Origin of the sequence: Glycomyces sp. NPDC021274 (genome assembly GCF_040641195.1) — a bacterium.
GTDB lineage: Bacteria > Actinomycetota > Actinomycetes > Mycobacteriales > Micromonosporaceae > Glycomyces.
Window position 1 is genome coordinate 576994 of the sequence record NZ_JBFADC010000003.1, and the last position, 15265, is coordinate 592258.

General features: G+C 71.7%; 17 protein-coding genes. 11 read left to right on the forward strand and 6 right to left on the reverse strand.

The window, feature by feature from the left end:
- Positions 1 to 57 precede the first annotated feature (57 nt).
- Positions 58 to 648, forward strand: coding sequence for a TetR/AcrR family transcriptional regulator (locus AB0I03_RS10325; RefSeq protein ID WP_360409634.1), 591 nt, complete (start codon positions 58 to 60; stop codon positions 646 to 648).
- Here the strand turns inward: AB0I03_RS10325 and AB0I03_RS10330 are convergent.
- Positions 641 to 1777: a Cmx/CmrA family chloramphenicol efflux MFS transporter gene (locus AB0I03_RS10330; RefSeq protein WP_360409637.1), complete on the reverse strand. Its 1137-nt coding sequence runs from the start codon at positions 1775 to 1777 to the stop codon at positions 641 to 643. The genes AB0I03_RS10325 and AB0I03_RS10330 overlap by 8 nt on opposite strands.
- Before the next feature lie 213 nt (positions 1778 to 1990).
- On the opposite strand from AB0I03_RS10330, the gene AB0I03_RS10335 reads away from it, so the two are divergent.
- Positions 1991 to 2563, forward strand: coding sequence for a DUF664 domain-containing protein (locus AB0I03_RS10335; protein ID WP_360409640.1), 573 nt, complete (start codon positions 1991 to 1993; stop codon positions 2561 to 2563).
- A 59-nt stretch (positions 2564 to 2622) separates the two neighbouring features.
- Here AB0I03_RS10335 and AB0I03_RS10340 read toward each other — a convergent pair whose 3' ends face one another.
- Complete coding sequence (locus AB0I03_RS10340) at positions 2623 to 3804, reverse strand: serine hydrolase domain-containing protein (RefSeq protein ID WP_360409643.1); 1182 nt, start codon at positions 3802 to 3804, stop codon at positions 2623 to 2625.
- Positions 3805 to 4024: 220 nt separating this feature from the next.
- Here AB0I03_RS10340 and AB0I03_RS10345 point away from each other — a divergent pair, with 220 nt between their 5' ends.
- From AB0I03_RS10345 to AB0I03_RS10360, 4 genes are all read left to right on the forward strand, one after another.
- Positions 4025 to 4981, forward strand: coding sequence for a phosphotransferase (locus AB0I03_RS10345; protein ID WP_360409646.1), 957 nt, complete (start codon positions 4025 to 4027; stop codon positions 4979 to 4981).
- Between the two features lie 68 nt (positions 4982 to 5049).
- Positions 5050 to 6513: a serine hydrolase domain-containing protein gene (locus AB0I03_RS10350; protein ID WP_360409649.1), complete on the forward strand. Its 1464-nt coding sequence runs from the start codon at positions 5050 to 5052 to the stop codon at positions 6511 to 6513.
- The gene (locus AB0I03_RS10355; RefSeq protein ID WP_360409652.1) at positions 6510 to 7496 is read left to right on the forward strand and encodes a histidine kinase; all 987 of its coding nucleotides are present in this window, start codon (positions 6510 to 6512) and stop codon (positions 7494 to 7496) included. The genes AB0I03_RS10350 and AB0I03_RS10355 overlap by 4 nt, the downstream gene beginning before the upstream one ends.
- The gene (locus tag AB0I03_RS10360; protein ID WP_360409978.1) at positions 7493 to 8146 is read left to right on the forward strand and encodes a response regulator transcription factor; all 654 of its coding nucleotides are present in this window, start codon (positions 7493 to 7495) and stop codon (positions 8144 to 8146) included. Before AB0I03_RS10355 ends, AB0I03_RS10360 begins: the two co-directional genes overlap by 4 nt.
- A 125-nt stretch (positions 8147 to 8271) precedes the next feature.
- Here AB0I03_RS10360 and AB0I03_RS10365 read toward each other — a convergent pair whose 3' ends face one another.
- Positions 8272 to 9123 (reverse strand): phosphotransferase, encoded by an 852-nt coding sequence (locus AB0I03_RS10365; protein WP_360409655.1) that lies wholly within the window; start codon positions 9121 to 9123, stop codon positions 8272 to 8274.
- A gap of 246 nt (positions 9124 to 9369) precedes the next feature.
- On the opposite strand from AB0I03_RS10365, the gene AB0I03_RS10370 reads away from it, so the two are divergent.
- The 3 genes from AB0I03_RS10370 (at position 9370) to AB0I03_RS10380 (ending at position 11648) form a co-directional block, all read left to right on the forward strand.
- The gene (locus AB0I03_RS10370) at positions 9370 to 10068 is read left to right on the forward strand and encodes a hypothetical protein (protein ID WP_360409658.1); all 699 of its coding nucleotides are present in this window, start codon (positions 9370 to 9372) and stop codon (positions 10066 to 10068) included.
- A 108-nt stretch (positions 10069 to 10176) separates the two neighbouring features.
- Positions 10177 to 10686, forward strand: a complete 510-nt coding sequence (locus AB0I03_RS10375) for a hypothetical protein (protein WP_360409661.1) — start codon at positions 10177 to 10179, stop codon at positions 10684 to 10686.
- A 38-nt stretch (positions 10687 to 10724) separates the two neighbouring features.
- Positions 10725 to 11648: a phosphotransferase gene (locus AB0I03_RS10380; protein WP_360409664.1), complete on the forward strand. Its 924-nt coding sequence runs from the start codon at positions 10725 to 10727 to the stop codon at positions 11646 to 11648.
- On the opposite strand, the gene AB0I03_RS10385 is transcribed toward AB0I03_RS10380, so the two are convergent.
- On the reverse strand, positions 11645 to 11746 hold the full coding sequence (locus tag AB0I03_RS10385) for a DUF1963 domain-containing protein (RefSeq protein ID WP_360409667.1): 102 nt from the start codon (positions 11744 to 11746) through the stop codon (positions 11645 to 11647). The two genes, AB0I03_RS10380 and AB0I03_RS10385, sit on opposite strands and share 4 nt — an antisense overlap.
- 102 nt (positions 11747 to 11848) lie before the next feature.
- Here AB0I03_RS10385 and AB0I03_RS10390 point away from each other — a divergent pair, with 102 nt between their 5' ends.
- Positions 11849 to 12880, forward strand: coding sequence for an endonuclease/exonuclease/phosphatase family protein (locus AB0I03_RS10390; RefSeq protein ID WP_360409670.1), 1032 nt, complete (start codon positions 11849 to 11851; stop codon positions 12878 to 12880).
- A gap of 114 nt (positions 12881 to 12994) precedes the next feature.
- A complete protein-coding gene (locus AB0I03_RS10395; protein ID WP_360409673.1) occupies positions 12995 to 13561 on the forward strand; it encodes a dihydrofolate reductase family protein in 567 nt (188 codons plus the stop codon).
- A gap of 71 nt (positions 13562 to 13632) precedes the next feature.
- Here the strand turns inward: AB0I03_RS10395 and AB0I03_RS10400 are convergent, their stop codons facing one another.
- Both AB0I03_RS10400 and AB0I03_RS10405 read right to left on the reverse strand, forming a co-directional pair.
- Positions 13633 to 14169: a GNAT family N-acetyltransferase gene (locus AB0I03_RS10400; RefSeq protein WP_360409676.1), complete on the reverse strand. Its 537-nt coding sequence runs from the start codon at positions 14167 to 14169 to the stop codon at positions 13633 to 13635.
- An 87-nt stretch (positions 14170 to 14256) separates the two neighbouring features.
- Positions 14257 to 15231, reverse strand: a complete 975-nt coding sequence (locus AB0I03_RS10405) for an LD-carboxypeptidase (protein ID WP_360409679.1) — start codon at positions 15229 to 15231, stop codon at positions 14257 to 14259.
- Positions 15232 to 15265: the final 34 nt, after the last annotated feature.

The following is a 15265-nucleotide window of genomic DNA, read 5'->3' on the forward strand; positions in this document are numbered from 1 at the left end:
CGACTCCTAATTACGGAACTAGCAGTTTCAATACTCTTGGTTCCGTATCCTAGGTCCATGCCGGAAGCGAAGCAACCCGTGGGCCGCCCCCGCGACAGCCAGATAGATCACGCCATCGCCGCCGCGACCCGGGCCCTCCTGACCGAGCGCGGGTACGCGAAGCTCACGGTGGACGCCGTCGCGTCCCGGGCCGGGATCGGCAAGGCCGCGATCTACCGGCGGTTCGCGACCAAGCAGGAGATGATCTTCGCGGCCACCGTGCACGACATGGAGGAGCAGCCGCCGCCCGACTCGGGCTCCCTGCGCGGCGACCTGCAGGCCATCGGCGAGGTCATCGCCGGGCAGCTCTCGACCGCGCCTCCCGATGTGCTGCACGGACTCCTGGCCGACATCCACGGCGACACCGCGCTCGGGGCCCGCTTCGCCGGGACGTTCATCGAACGGGAGCGGTTCGTGATCGACACCGTCCTCGCGCGCGCCCTCGAACGCGGCGAACTGAAGGCGACGCCGGACGCCGCGATCGTCCACGCCCTGCTGCTCGGCCCGATCTTCTACTGGCTGCTCATCCTCATCGGCGACCGCGGCCAACTGCCCGACCTGGTGCGGACCGCGGTCGCCGCGGTCGCCGACACGCTGACCGCTACCTGAGCACCGTGAACACGCGCCGCCCCGGCACCGCGATCAACAGCGCGGCGGCGACGAGGACCGCGGCGGCCCACAGCGGGCCCGCCGGGCCGACGCCCAGCGCGAACGCGGCGAGGACGGGACCGGCCGCGGCGCCCACGTTGAGGGCGGCGGTGGCGTAGGAGCCGGCCATCGTCGGCGCGTCCGCCGCTTCGTGGAGGACGCGGGCGATGAGGGTGCTGCCGACCGCGAACGCCAACGCGCCCTGCGTGAATGCGAGTGCGAGCAGCGCCGCGGGGTGTGCGGCCAGGAGGCCGAGGGCGCACCAGCCGAGGAGCAGGAGCGGGCCTGCGACGGCGACGACCCGGCCGGGGCGGTGGTCCGAGAGGCGACCGGCGACGGTGACGCCGGTGAACGATCCGGCACCGAAGAGCACGAGCACCACGGGGACCCACAGTGCGCCGAGCCCGGCGGTCTCGGTGACCACGGGCGCGATGTAGGTGAACGCGCCGAACGTCGCGGCGTTCACGAGCGCGCCCAGGCCCATGACGAGCAGCAGGCGGGGCCGGCGCAGTGCGGCCAGCTCGGTGCGCAGGCCGTGGGTCTCGCGGGTGTCGGGAAGCCCGCGGAGGAGACCGAGCGCGGCGGGCACGCACAGGAGCGCCACGGCCCAGAAGGTCGCGCGCCAGTCGAGCAGCGCGCCGAGGAGTGCACCGCCGGGGACGCCCGCGATCGTGGCGATCGTGGTGCCGCCCAAGAGCACGGCGAGCGCGCGGCCTTTCCGGTCGGGCGCGACGAGCGCGGCGGCCGCCGTGAGGGCGACGGCCAGGAACCCGGCGTTGGCGAGCGCCGCGACGACGCGGGTGGCGAGGAGGACCGCGAAGTGATCGGTGACCGCGCCGATGACGTGCGCGGCCAGGAACAGGCCGAGGAACGCGAGAAGCGTCGCGCGCGGAGGCCGGCGGCGGGCGAGGGCGGCGGTGAGCGGCGCGCCGACGACCATGCCGGCGGCGAACGCGGTGGTGAGCAGGCCCGCGGTGGCGACGCTGACGCCGAGGTCGGCGGCGAGGTCCGGCAGGAGGCCGGCGAGCATGAATTCGGACGTGCCCATGGCGAAGACGGCCAGGGCGAGCAGATAGACGGGCAGTGGCATCGGATGGCTCCGTGGTGTCGAGCGTTCGGTGGGGACGTCTCGTCACCGTGGCCAGCGGCCCCGGGTCATGCGAATTTCAGGGGGCTGGCGGGTGACCGGCAGCCCCTGCCGTGTCCGATTCCGGATGCACCATGTGCGCGACCCTATGCGGGCGGGCGGGGCGGGCGCAACGCATTTGGCCCGGATGTCGGGGGGCCGGTCTACGGTGGCGGCATGAGCGAGCACGACTACTGGTGGGAGCCGCCGCTGGCGGGGACCGAGGAGGCGCACCTGGTCGGGGCGTTGGACCGGCTGCGGACGACGTTCCGCTGGAAGGCCGACGACCTGGACGCGGACGGGTTGAGCGCGCGGATCGGGGCGTCGGCGCTCACGCTGGGCGGGTTGCTGAAGCACCTTGCGCGCGTTGAGGATGTGACGTTCAACTGGAAGCTGCGGGGGCGGGCGCCGGGCCCGGACTGGGACGAGAGCCTGCTCGACGACACCGACCACTGGGAGTTCACGTCGGCGGCCGAGGACTCGCCGGAGTTCCTGTACGGGTTGTGGGACGGGGCGGTGGCGCGTTCGCGCGAGCGGCTCGCGTCGATCCTGGAGGAGGGCGGTCTCGATCAGCCCGCGCATCTCGAGTGGCCGGGGCGCGGCCATCTGAGCGTGCGCCGGGTCGTGTTCGACCTGGTGGAGGAGTACGGCCGCCACACCGGCCACGCCGATCTGCTGCGGGAGGCCGTCGACGGCCGGGTGGGCGAGGACCCGCCGTCGGGCTGGCGCCCGGTGAGCGGCGGCGGCTAGAGAGCAACGGGAGTTCGGCCGCTCCGGAGGGTTCGCCTCCGGAGCGGCCGTCCCTGCGGTCAGTTCGATTCGCAGAGTGCGTGTTCGAGGAGGTCGTTCGTGCGGAGGTTCTGGGCGACGCCGGACTCGAGGGAGTCGCGCAGCTGGGTCGAGCTGAAGACCGTCGCACTGTGCTCGCCGTCGGCGGTGGTCGCGGCGCGGGTCATGGCGCCGAGGACGTCGCCGCCGGCGAGCCACAGGCCCTCGCCGCAGTCGTCGAAGCCGAGCTGGAAGATCCCGAGGCCGTAGGCGGCGCCGCCGGGCGCGATCAGGTCGTAGCCTTCGCCGGTCACCGGCACCGTCCGCTGCATCTCGCGCAGTTGGGCGTCGCCGATGAGGTCGCCGCCGATGAGGGCGCGCATGAAGCGGTCGATGTCGGCGGTGGTGGAGATCAGCCCGCCCGAGGCGTCGTGGTCGATGTACTCGGTGACGTCCACGAGGTCGCCGCCGGGCTCGAAGCGCTGGTAGAGGTTGGCGCGGGGTTCGGCCGTCTTCGCGGTGAAGCCGGCCCAGAAGGTGTCGTGCAGGTCCAGGGGGAGGACGATCCGGTCGTGGACGGCCTTGGCCCAGTGGTGGCCGGTCGCCTCCTCGATGACCATGCCGAGCAGGATGTAGTTGGGGTTGGAGTAGTGCCACTGCTCTCCGGGCTCACCGACCGGCCCGGCCGCGAGTGCGGCCTGGACGGTCTCCACCGGGTCGGCGATGACGAAGCGGGTCCGCTGGAAGTGGGCCTCGGTACCCAAGTCGGGGGCGTCGGCGTAGTCGGGCAGGCCGCTGGTGTGCTGGAGCAGCTGGCGGATCGTGATCTCGCCGCCGTCGATGCCTTCGGCCTGGACGACGCCGGGCAGCCAGTCCTCGGCGGTGTCGTCGAGGGAGAGCACGCCCTCGCCCGCGAGTTGGAGGACGACGGTGGCGACGAACGTCTTGGTGACGCTGCCGATCCGCATCAGGCCCTCGTCGTCGACCGGCGCTGCCGTCTCGATGTCGGCGACGCCGCTGGTGACGGCGCGCGTGTCGCCGTCGTCGCCGGTGACGCGGGCTTGGACGCCGGTGACGCCGAGGGCGACGATGCGGTCGGCGTCGGCTTGGAGCCGGTCCCGGCCGGGGCGCTCCTCTGCCGAGGCGTGCCAGGCGTAGGCGAACGAGGCCGCCGCGACTGCCCCCGCCGTGACGGCGGCCAGTGCGATGCGTTTGCGGTGCATGGTGTTTCCATTCGAGGTGGTGTCCGTGGCGGCCTCCTCCGAGGCCGCCCTGTACCGCCATCGTCGCGGGCGCGGCACCGCCCGCGCCTCGGTCGCGAGGCGGGATTCCGCCGCCGCCGCTCGGCTGAACGACCGACCCCACGGCGATGGCGTCCGCGACCGTTCCGCGAGCAGCACTTAACGAGTTGATCGCGGGCCGCTCCTGCGGAAGGCTGGCGGCATGAGCGACAACCCGGCCTGGCCGAACGGCGAGCTCCGGCTCGACCTGCCCGTCTTCCTGGCCCGCTTCGGCCTCGAAGCCCGCGGTGCAGCCCAGCCGTTGCCGGGCGGTGAGGACAACATCAACGCGCGGGTCGCCACGGACCGCGGCGACGTGGTCGTGCGCGAGTACGTGCGCTCCGATCCGGCGAAGGCCGGGGCCGAGCTCGCGCTCGTCGCGCACCTCGCGGGCGGCGGCTTCCCGACGCCCGCGCCGTTCACCGCCGACAACGGGGAGCCGTTCGCGCTGGTCGCGGGGAAGCCGATCGCGGTGTTCCCCTTCGCCTCCGGTGAGGTGCCACCCGCGATGACGCCCGACCTCGCCGAGCAGTCCGGGGCCCTGCTGGCCCGGATGCACACGGCCACGGCAGGTTGGGCCGATGCGCGCATCCTGGTCACCGACCGCATCGGCGTCCTCGAGACCGCGGCCTCCAGCGATGTCGCGCTCCACGGCGCCGACAAGTGGCGCAAGGAGGTCCGCGACTTCCTCGACGGGAACGCCGAGGCCCTGGCGCTCCTCGGCGAGCAGCCCGCCGGACCGCTCCACCACGACCTCCACCGCCAGAACCTCCTGGTCGAGGACGGCCGGGTCACCGCCGTGCTCGACTTCGACGAGCTCAACCGCGGGCCGCTGATCCTCGACCTCGCCAGGGTGCTGCAATACGCGTCGCTGGAGCAGCCGGACCGGCGGCTTCCCGCCGCCATCGCCGAGGCCGCCCTCGCCGGCTACCAGCGGGTCCGGCCCCTGTCCGCGACCGAACTGGCGCTCCTCCCGGTCGCCTTCGACCTGGCCGGAATCGTCGACGCGGCCGGATTCATCATGTGGGCGGCCCCGCACCTCGGGGTCGAGCACGTCGAGGAGTGCCACAGCCGGCTCGGATTCCTCGCGAACCGGGACGCGCTGCGCCACCACCCCTGACTTTCGGCAGGGGTGGTTCCGGAAATTCGGCAGCGGTCAGAGGTCTGGAAAATCCATAGCCTCGATATATGCACCCGATCGAACCGAGACACCCCGCCAGACCACTCCTCGCCAAGGCCGCCGCCGCCACCGCGATCGCCCTGGCCGCCTTCACCTTCAGCACCCCAGCCGCGTCCGCCGCGCCCGCGGCCGAGCTCACCCCCGAGGCCGTCGACGCGTACATGACCGACCTCCACGAGGCCTCCGGCGTGCCCGGCCTCTCGGTCGTCGTGACCCGAGGCGACGCGATCGTCCACGCCGCCGGGTACGGGCACGACTCGGACGGCGACGAGATCACCGCGGACAGCCCGTTCCGCGTCGCCTCGGTCTCGAAGTCCTTCACCGCCATGGCCGTCATGATCCTCGCCGAGGAGGGCGCGATCGCCCTCGACGAGCCGGTCGTAGACCAGCTCCCGGGCTTCGATATGGCCGACGAGCGGGTCGACCAGGTCACGGTCCGCCAGCTCCTGAACCAGACCTCCGGGTTCTCCGACACCACGATCGACGTCGTAGAACTCCAGGACGCGACCTCCCTTGAGGACTACGTCGCCCGCCTCGCCGACGACGCCCTCGCGAGTGACCCCGGCACCGACTGGGAGTACGCCAACCCCAACTTCAACGTCGCCGCGCGCCTCGTCGAGGTCGCGAGCGGGCAGACCTTCGCCGCGTTCATGGACGAGCGCGTGTTCACGCCGCTCGGCATGGAGCACAGCGCCACCCGGGACGAGGCGGTCGACCCCGGGCTCGGCTACAACAACCTCTTCGGCCTGTGGATGCCCCGCGGCGGCGCCGTGGACGGCATGCTCGACGACTCCGGTTCGGGCGGGATCATCACCAGCGCCGCCGACATGGGCCGGTGGCTCATCACCCAGAACGGCGAAGGCGCGCAACTCGTCTCCGAAGCGGGCCTGGCCGCGATGCACGCGCCTTCGGCGGTCCACGACTACGGGATGGGCTGGGGCGTCGAACCCGACGGCACGCTCGTGCACTCCGGGAACCTCATGACCTACAACGCGGTCGAATGGATCGACCCTGAAAGCGGCTACGGCATCGCGGTCCTCACCAACGGCGCCGGCATGGCCGACGTGACCTACACGGCGATGGAAGCCCTGGCCGCCATGGCGAACGGCGAGGAACCCGACGAGCCGAAGGGCGACGCGCTTGCACAGATCGCGCTCGCGGCGCTCACTGCCGCCGCGATCGCCCTCGGCGTCGTCGGCGTGGTCCGCTCCCGCCGCTGGGCCGGGAAGCGCCGGGGACGACCGGCCTGGCGCGTCGCGCTCCGCTGCATCCCGGTCCTGCTGCCCGCGGTGCTGTTCCTGTCCTACCCGGCCCTGGTCTCGCTCATCTCGAACGGCCGCACGGTCACCTGGCCGTCAGTCTGGTACTTCGCGCTGCCGCTCACGCTCGCACTGCTCGTCGCGGCACTTGCCGGGACGGCCACGGCGGTCGCCCGTCTGATCCGGCTCCGATCGGTAGGCTCGGCCGCATGAGGAACGGGGCGCTGCTGGCGGTCATCGCGCTGGCCGGACTGGTCGACGGCGTGGCGACGTTCGCGCTGCCGGTGTCGCGGCAGGCGCTCCTCGTCCTGGTGGCCGTCGCGGCGTACCTCCACGGCTGGCGGCTGACCGTGCGCTACGGCTGGTGGATCCTGGGGGCGGTCGCGGGGCTGGGCGGCCTGCTCGGGATCGCCACCGAACGGGACCCGTTCACGATCCTGCTCACGTTCGGCTCCTTCGTGGTGCTGCCCTGGCTGATCGGGCGCTTCCGCCGCCAGCAGGCCGATCTGATCGCCGCCGCCGCGGACCGCCTCACCCGGCTCGAACGCGAACGCGAACTCGTCGCGGGCCGCGCCCGGGCCCAGGAGCGGGCCCGGATCGCGACCGACATGCACGACTCGCTCGGCCACGAACTCGCCTTGATAGCGCTCCGCGCGGGCGGCCTGGAACTCTCCCCCGACCTCTCGGACGAGAGCCGCGAAGCGGCGGCTGCCTTGCGGCGCAACGCGGTCGACGCCACGGACCGGCTCCGGCAGACCATCGGCATCCTCCGTGACGGTCCGGCCCCGGAGTCCCCGCTCGACGAATCGATCGAAGCCCTGGTCGATCGCGCGGCCGAAGCCGGCATGCGCCTCACCCTGGAGTCCGACGCGGTCCCGCTGCCGCCGCTGGCGGCGAAGACCGTGCACCGGGTGGTCCAGGAAGCGCTGACGAACGCCGCCCGGTACGCGCCGGGCGCGGAGGTGCGGGTCGCCGTCGCAGTGACCGGCGGGATCGCCCACGTGTCGGTCCGCAACAGCGGCAGGCACGTCGCGGTCCCCTCGGGCAAGGGCAGCGGACTGGTCGGCCTGGAGCAGCGGGTCCGGCTCCTGGGCGGAACCTTCAGCGCCGGACCGGTCGAGGGCGGCTTCGCAGTGGAGGCCCGAGTGCCGCTGGACAACAACAGGATCGATGTGGCATGGCAGGGGAACCGATGATCCGCGTACTGCTCGCCGACGACGAGGCGATGATCCGGGCCGGCGTCGCGGCCATCCTCGCCACCGACCCCGGCATCGAGGTCGTGGCCGAGGCGGGCGACGGCGCCGAAGCCGTGGAACTCGCCCGCGCGCACCGGCCCGACGTGGCGCTGCTCGACATCCGCATGCCGAAGCTGGACGGCCTGGCCGCCGCCGCCGAACTCCGCAGGGTCACGCCCGAGGTCGCGGTCGTCATGCTCACCACCTTCGACGAGGACGCCTATGTCGCCCAAGCGCTCTCGCAGGGGGCGAGCGGCTTCATGCTCAAGGCCGCCGACCCGCGCGAACTCATCATCGGCGTCAAAGCGGTCGCCGACGGCGCGGCCTACCTCTCACCGAGGATCGCACAGCGGGTGATCGCGAAGCTGAACAACGGCGGCCTCGACCGGGTGGCCCCGGCGCGGGCACGCATCGACGCACTCACCCCGAGAGAACGAGACGTCCTGGCGCTCATCGGGAAAGGAGAATCCAACCACGACATCGCCAAGCAGCTGCACCTCTCCGAAGGGACGGTGAAGAACCATGTGAGCACGATCCTCACCCGCCTCGAGGCCAAGAACCGCGTTCAAGCGGCGATCACCGCCTACGAAGCAGGCCTGGTCAACGACTAGGGCCTGTCCTGTGGATCAGGGAGCGGGCGAATGGGCCGGATAACGACCGGTCTGATGCACAGGACAAGCCCTAGCCACCAGGCGCGGTCGGCGGCTCCGCGCGCCGGGTGCCGCAAGGCGACCGGTTAACCGGCCTCCGCCAAGATGTTCGCGATCATCCGGTGGCCCTGCGCTTCGTAGTCCTCGGCGCCGACCAGGTGCGCCCAGCACGCCGTGCCGATCGCGGCCCGCGCGCGCTGGCGGAACCAACGGTCGGGCTCGCGCGGGTCCGTGCCGTACCCGGACAGGAACGCCGCCTCCGAGCCGGGATGCCACACGAACTCCTGGGTGGCGAGACGCTCGAAGTCCTCGGCCGCCGGGCGCAGCTCGGCGCGGCCGAAGTCGATCACGCGCAGCAGTCCGTTGTCCTGCAGCCAGTTCCGCGTCTGCCAGTCGCCGTGCGTGGGCACCAGGACGGCCGAGGGCGCCGGCCAGGAGCGGACCAGGGCCCGCAACCGGTCGGCGGTCTCCGGTTCGACCCGGTGCGGGCCGTCGAGCCGCGCCAGCGCCTTCACGTTCATGCGCGCCTCATAGCCGGGGTCCTCGACGGCCGACTGGTCGTGGAACGCGCGCAGCAGCTCGCCCGCCTGCACGTAGAGGTCCAGATCCGCGGCAGCGGCGGTGTCCCGGACCAGGGTGCCGGGGAGGTACTCGGTGACGAGGAGTTTCGCGGCGGCATCGTCGTAGAGCATCCGTGCGGCCCTGCCGATCCGCGTCCACGGCCCGGTCCATTCGCGGTGCGCGCGGATCTCCCGCTCGATGTGGTGGTCGCCGGGGCCGCCCGCCTTGGCCACGACGAGCCGTGTTCCTGCCTTCGCCCGCAGGACCGTGGTCGCAACCAGGTCCCAGCTCATGTCGGCCTCGACGACGAGGCCCGGAAGCCAGGTGCCGAGCAGTTCACGCTGGCGCGGGTCGAGGGAGTCGAGTGGGTCGCTCATCGATGCGAGTGTAAGGCGTGCACGGGTTCGGACGTGGTGCCGCAGAGGCACGCGCCGCGCCGGCGAAGACCGCCGAGCCCGCTGCGCCGGCTCGGCTGCGGCCGCCGGGGTCGGACTGTACGGGGAACGCTTGGAACGCACCGGACGCGACGGTCCGGCAGGGGTCCGGCGGTGCGTGCGACAGTAGAGCCGGGGCGGAAGCCGCAGTCCCGCGGCTTCGACCGCTGCGACCAGCCGGGAGGTTCCTTGTCCATCATCCAACCCGACCGTCCGGGCCTGCGGGCGGACTACGACCGCCAATGGGACGAAGGCCGGGCCGCCTTCGCCGACGGCACGTTCCGCGTCGATCCCGTTCCCCGCGATGGCGATCCGCGCTTCGGGCTCAGTCTCGTCGTGCGCGCTGAAGGCGCGTTCGCCGATCGGGTCGCGGCCGAGTCGGCGGTGATCGCGTCGCTGTGCCGGGGCGCGCATCTGAATTACGTGCCTCGGGATCTGCACATGACCGTGCGCAGCGTCGAGGGCTTCCAGGACGCCGTGCCGCAGCACCAGGTCGACCACTACCTGGGGCAGTTCAAGCAGGCGGCTTCGGGTCTGGGCCCGATCGCGGCCCGCTTCGAAGGGCTCGGCGGCTCGCTGGGCGGCCTCTACGTTCGCGGCTACCCGAACGCGGCCCTCCTGGAACTGCGGCGTCGCCTCCGCGATGCCCGCGTTCCCTTCGGCAACCTCGGCCCCGCCGGGGGCGACGGCGACCGCTTCCGCGACAACGCCCACGTCTCACTGCTGGTTCCGCGCGAACCGACTCCTGAACCGGAAGTCGCCGACTACATCGACGCCCGCACCGCCGTCGATTTCGGGACCATCACCGCTACCGAGGTCTCCCTCGTCGTCTGGCGTCCGGATCTGCGCGCGGCGAACATCGAGGAGATCGAGCGCATCACCTGGTGAACGGGGAACCCGATGGTGCTCGGCACGGGCCGGGTGTCGCACTGCGCTGCTAGCATCGCCGGGTTCGCGCAAGACGCCGTGCGAAGCCGGCCGACGCCAGGAGGACCCGTGAGCGACGCCTACTCGCCCGTACCGGAACTGAACCTGCTCAAGGCGTTCGCCGATCGGGTCGGCCGGGTCTACTACTCGGACGGGTTCGAACTGCACGAGTACGGCGCGGACGTCGGCCTCGGCACCTGGTCGGAGGAGCCTGAGTTCCTGAGCCGATTCATCCCGTTCGCCTGCGCCAACGGCTCCGGCTCCAGTTACGCGTTCTGGCGGTGCGATGACCGGGCCGACCTGGCCGGCCTGCCCATCGCGTTCATCGGCGACGAGGGCGACCTCTACATCGTGGCGCGCAACCTCCTGGAGCTGTTCCAGCTCCTCGCCATCGATGACGAAGCCCTGCAACCGGAGTTCGTCGAGGAGCACAGCGAGGCCCACGAGGAGTACCTCGCCTGGCTCGAGGAGACCTTCGGCCTCCGGCCGCCGGAGGACATCGACGCGCTCCGCACGGCGGCGAAGGAGGACGACGACCGGTTCCAGTCGTGGCTCGCCCAGATGGGCATCGGCCAATGAAGTTGCGGCGGCACCGGATCCGGCCCTAGCCTGCGGTGATGTGGAAACCGATGATCGACGCCGCACTCGTGCGGGAGCAGGTCGCCGCCCTGATCGGCCCGGTCAGCGCGTGGGAGTCCATCACCGAGGGCGAGAACTCGCAGGCCTACAACGCCGTCGCCGGCGGCCGTGCGCTCGTCGTCCGCGTGAACCTCCGCCGGCAAGGCTTCGATCTGGACGCGTGGGCGGGCGGACTCCAACTCGGTGAGGGCGTCGCAGTGCCCGAGGTGGTCGCCGTCGCCGCGATCGGCAACGCATGGTGCTGTGCGAGCACGCGGCTGCCCGGGACCAGGCTCTGCGACCTCGACATGCCAGCGGCCGTCGCCGCGGCCCCGGCCGTCGCCGAAGCGCTGCAGCGCATCAGCGACACTCCGCTCGCCGGTGCCACCGGCTACGGCGGCGTCGACCCCGCAACGGGCAACGGCCGCAGCCCTTCCTGGGCCGGCGCGGTCGCCTGGGGCGTACCTGACGCCTGGCCCGTACTCGACGGGACGGAACGGCAGTTCATGGAGGACCTGTCGGCGGCGACGCTCACGGAGGCCGCGGCGCTGCCCGACTTCGCGCAACTCGTGCACGGCGACTACAGCGCGGACAACCTGATCGTCGCCGAGGACGGCACGATCGGTGTGATCGACTGGGAAGGCGCGATGATCGGCGACCCGCTCTGGGACACGGCCTACCAGCTGTTCTGGAGCCGCGCCTGGCCGATCATGCGCCCGCAGGCGCGCGCGGCCGCGGCAGCGGACTGCACTCCTGAAGCCCTGCAACGCCTGCGCTGCTACATGCTCGTCACCGGGCTGCGGTCGGCGTCGTTCTACCTCACCGGTGCACGCGGCCCCGAACTCGACCTGATGATCGCCCAGCTCCGGGCGATCCCCGACGCGCCCGAGACCATCGATGACCTGCTGCCGCAGGCGGATTAGTGGCAGCTCCATGAGAACTCGACCCGGTCGAAGCGGCGGGCCGCCAGGTCGTCGCGGCTGATCACCCATTCGGCGCTGCCGCAGTCGCCCCAGCCCATCCACGACGGCTGCGACGGGCTTCTCGATGGTCTTCTTCATGACGATCGGGTCGGCGTCTTCGCTGAAAAGGTTATTGCACGGCGGCACTAAGCTTCCGGCCCATGAGCGACGCCACCGTGATCCTGCAGGCCGCCGACGGCGAGGAGGCCCCCGCGAAGCGGCGGCCCTGGTACCGGTGGCGGTGGCTGCGGGTCCTGTCGTGGCTCGGGACCGCCGGCGTCGTCACGTACGGCGCGGTCCGCCTCCTCGGCCTCGAAAGCGGGTTCCTGCTGGTCACGACCGTCGCGTTCGTGCCCTACTTCGTGGTCGCCGCGCTCGTCGGCGCCGGGCTGCAAATGGTCGTCCGGCACTGGCTCGCCGCGGGCGCCACCGCGGCCATGGCGGTCGCGCTCGCGATCGTGCTGGTGCCCAGGGCCGTCGCCGACGACCAGCCCGCCGCGGGCGGCGCCGAGCTCACCGTGATGTCCGTGAACCTGTACGTGGGCAACGCGAACTTCGACTACATCATGGAGCTGGTCGAGGAGCACCAGCCCGACCTGCTCAGCGTCCAGGAGCTGACCCCCGGCTCCCCCGACGCGTTCACCGAGCGCGGCCTCGACGAGCTCATGCCCTACGCGATCCTCGAACCGGACGACCTCGCGATCGGGACCGGCCTGTACTCGCGGTACCCGCTCGAGCGCATCGAGACCGTCGGGCGCGACGCCATCTTCTACCAGATCGCCGCCGAGGTCGACGTGCCCGAAGGCACCGACATCCGCTTCATGGCCGCCCACCCCGCCGCGCCCGCCTCCGCCGAACGGATCCCCTTGTGGGAAGAGGACTTCGAGCAGCTGCCGCGCCCTGACGGCGGCCTGCCGTGGGTGCTCGCCGGGGACTTCAACGCCACCCTCGACCACGAGAACATGCGCGAACTGCTCGACTCCGGGTACACCGACGCCGCCGAGGCCGCCGGTGAAGGGCTCGACGCCACCTGGCAGCCGACCGAGGGCTACCTCAACGGCCTCATCACGATCCCGGCCGTCACCCTCGACCACGTCATCGCCGAGGAGGGCATCGAAGTGCTCGACTGGGAGGTCCTCGACAAGGCGGGCAGCGACCACGCCCCCGTGGTGGCCCGCCTGCGCCTCCCGTAAAGCGCGGCTCCCCTGACGCCCTGAAGGATTTTTCGCGCTTGCGATGAATCCCGGCGGGCCGCCTCGTCATAGTGGGTGGAAGCAACAAGCGTTCACTAGCGAAAGGCCGGCAGCATGCGCCAGCTCATCATCACCGCGTTCGTGTCCCTCGACGGGGTCATGGAAGCCCCCGGCGGCGAGGCCGGCTACCGCAACACCGGCTGGACCTTCAAGGACATCGAGTTCCTGCCCGAGGCCTACGAGCTCAAGGAACGCGAGCAGGAGGAGGCCGGGGCGCTGCTGCTGGGCCGCAGGTCGTACGAGGCGTTCGCGCCCGTGTGGCCGAAGATGGTCGACGAGTTCGCCGGCTACAACGCGAAGCCCCGGTACGTGGTGTCCACGACCCTGAAGGAGCAGGACGAGCGCTGGCCCGCCACGATCCTCCGCTCGCTCGACGACGTCGCCGCCCTGAAGGAGACCGAAGGCGGGCCCCTCTCGGTGCACGGCAGCGCCACCCTCGGGAAGAGCCTCGCCGACGCCGGGCTCGTCGACCGCTACCACCTGCTGGTCTTCCCCAAGCTCCTCGGCGCGGGCAAGCGCCTGTTCAGCGAGACCGACAAGGACGCCCAGCTCCTGAACCTCGTCGAGCACGAGGTGTACAAGAACGGCATCCAGAAGCAGGTCTTCGACGTCGTCAAGTAGCCGTCGAGCAGCCGCTGCAAGGCGTCGCGCATCGGGCCGGAAGCGATTCCGGCCCGCAATGCTGCGCGCCGTCAGTCGATCTGATGGTCCTTCGGGAGCGTCAGGCGCGCGCAGGGCAGGGCGGCGCCGCTGATCTCCTCGGTGCGGCGCTCGCCGTCGGGGACGAAGCCGTACCGCGTGTAGAAGCGGCGGCTCGCCGCGTTGCCCTCGAGCTCCCACACCCGGATCGGCAGGAGCCCCTGCTCGGTGAGCCAGCGTTCGCCCTCGCGCAGGAGGGCCCGGCCGGCGCCGCGGCCCCAGTGGTCGGGGTGGACGTAGATCTGGCGCACGTCGCCGGGGACGCCGGGTCCGGCGTCCTCCACGGTCGCTTCGGTTCGGTCCCAGGTGAAGACGGCGAAGCCGATGACGTAGGGGCCCTTCTCGGCCACGAGGGTGAGTTCGAGGTCGGGATGCTCGGCGAGGTGGCGCACGTAGCGTTCGGAGGCCTCTTCGGGGAGCCCTGCGAGCACTGCGGCGTCGACCAGGCCGGCGTAGGCCGCGCGCCATGCGGCGGTGCGGATTTGAACCATCTCATCGGCGTCTGCGGGGGTTGCCGTTCGGATCCTCATGTCTACCAACCGTGCCCGAAGGTCCACAAGAAAGCAACCATTGACGCGCGGTGAATTGCCGGAGCAACCCGTCTGTGCAAGAAGTGTCTAGTCGACGGGTGGCTCCAGGAGCCGCAGGGTGCGCGCCGTGGCGTCGACCGCTGCCAGGGTGCCGATCGGCAGGGGCAGGTTCGGACCGGTGTGTCCGAAGTCGACACCCGCGAGGACCGGGAAGTCGTAGTCGCCCAAGACGTCGAGTACGACGTCCTTCACCGAGATCGGCCCGAACGGGCTCTGTGGCGGGAGGTCGACGTCGAGGGGGATGCCGACGACCATCGCGCCGACCCGGTCGAAGACGCCCTCCATGCGCAGCACGTGGAGCTGGTTCCAGACGTGGCCGAGGTTGCGGCCCACGTCCTCCCAGAAGAAGAGCGCGCCGTCCCAGGTGGCGGGGTCGAGCGCGTACGGGGAGGCCTGGACGTTGATGAGCCGGTCGAGCAGGCCGCCGACGAGCCGGCCTGTCGCGCGGCCGGGCTTCCATGTCTCCCAAGTGTTGTCGGCCGGGAGGTCGGTTTCGGCGAGCTCGCCGGTGAGGAGACCGCGGACGAGTTCGCGGATCTCGACGTGGCGCTCCTCGGTGCGCGGCGGGTTGCCGGTGATGCCGGGCGCGAAGTCGGCGTGCATGCCGACCAGGCCGGTCTGCGAGTGGATCGCCAAGTGGAGCGCGGTGATGTCGCTGAAGCCGAGGAGCGGCTTGGGGTCGCGGCGGATCGCGTCGTAGTCGATGCGGTCGAGGTACGCGGAAGTGGCGTTCCCGCCGGTGAACGCGGCGATCGCCCGCACTTCGGGGTCGTTCAGGAGCGCGTTGAGCTCGGCGGCCTGGGCCTCGGGCGGGGCGGCCCGCCAGAACCGGTGCCCGCCGGACTCGACGAGCGGCGTGACGCGCACCTTGAAGCCCATCGCCGCGAACACGCCTTTGGCGGCGTCGAGCCGGTCGCGCCGGTCGGGGCTGCACGGCCCTGACAGGGCCGCGATCGCGACGGTGTCGCCGGGCTGTAGCCGCTTGGGACGCAAGGGTTCCATGTGATCGCCTTCCGGGGACGGGAGCGGGGCCGCT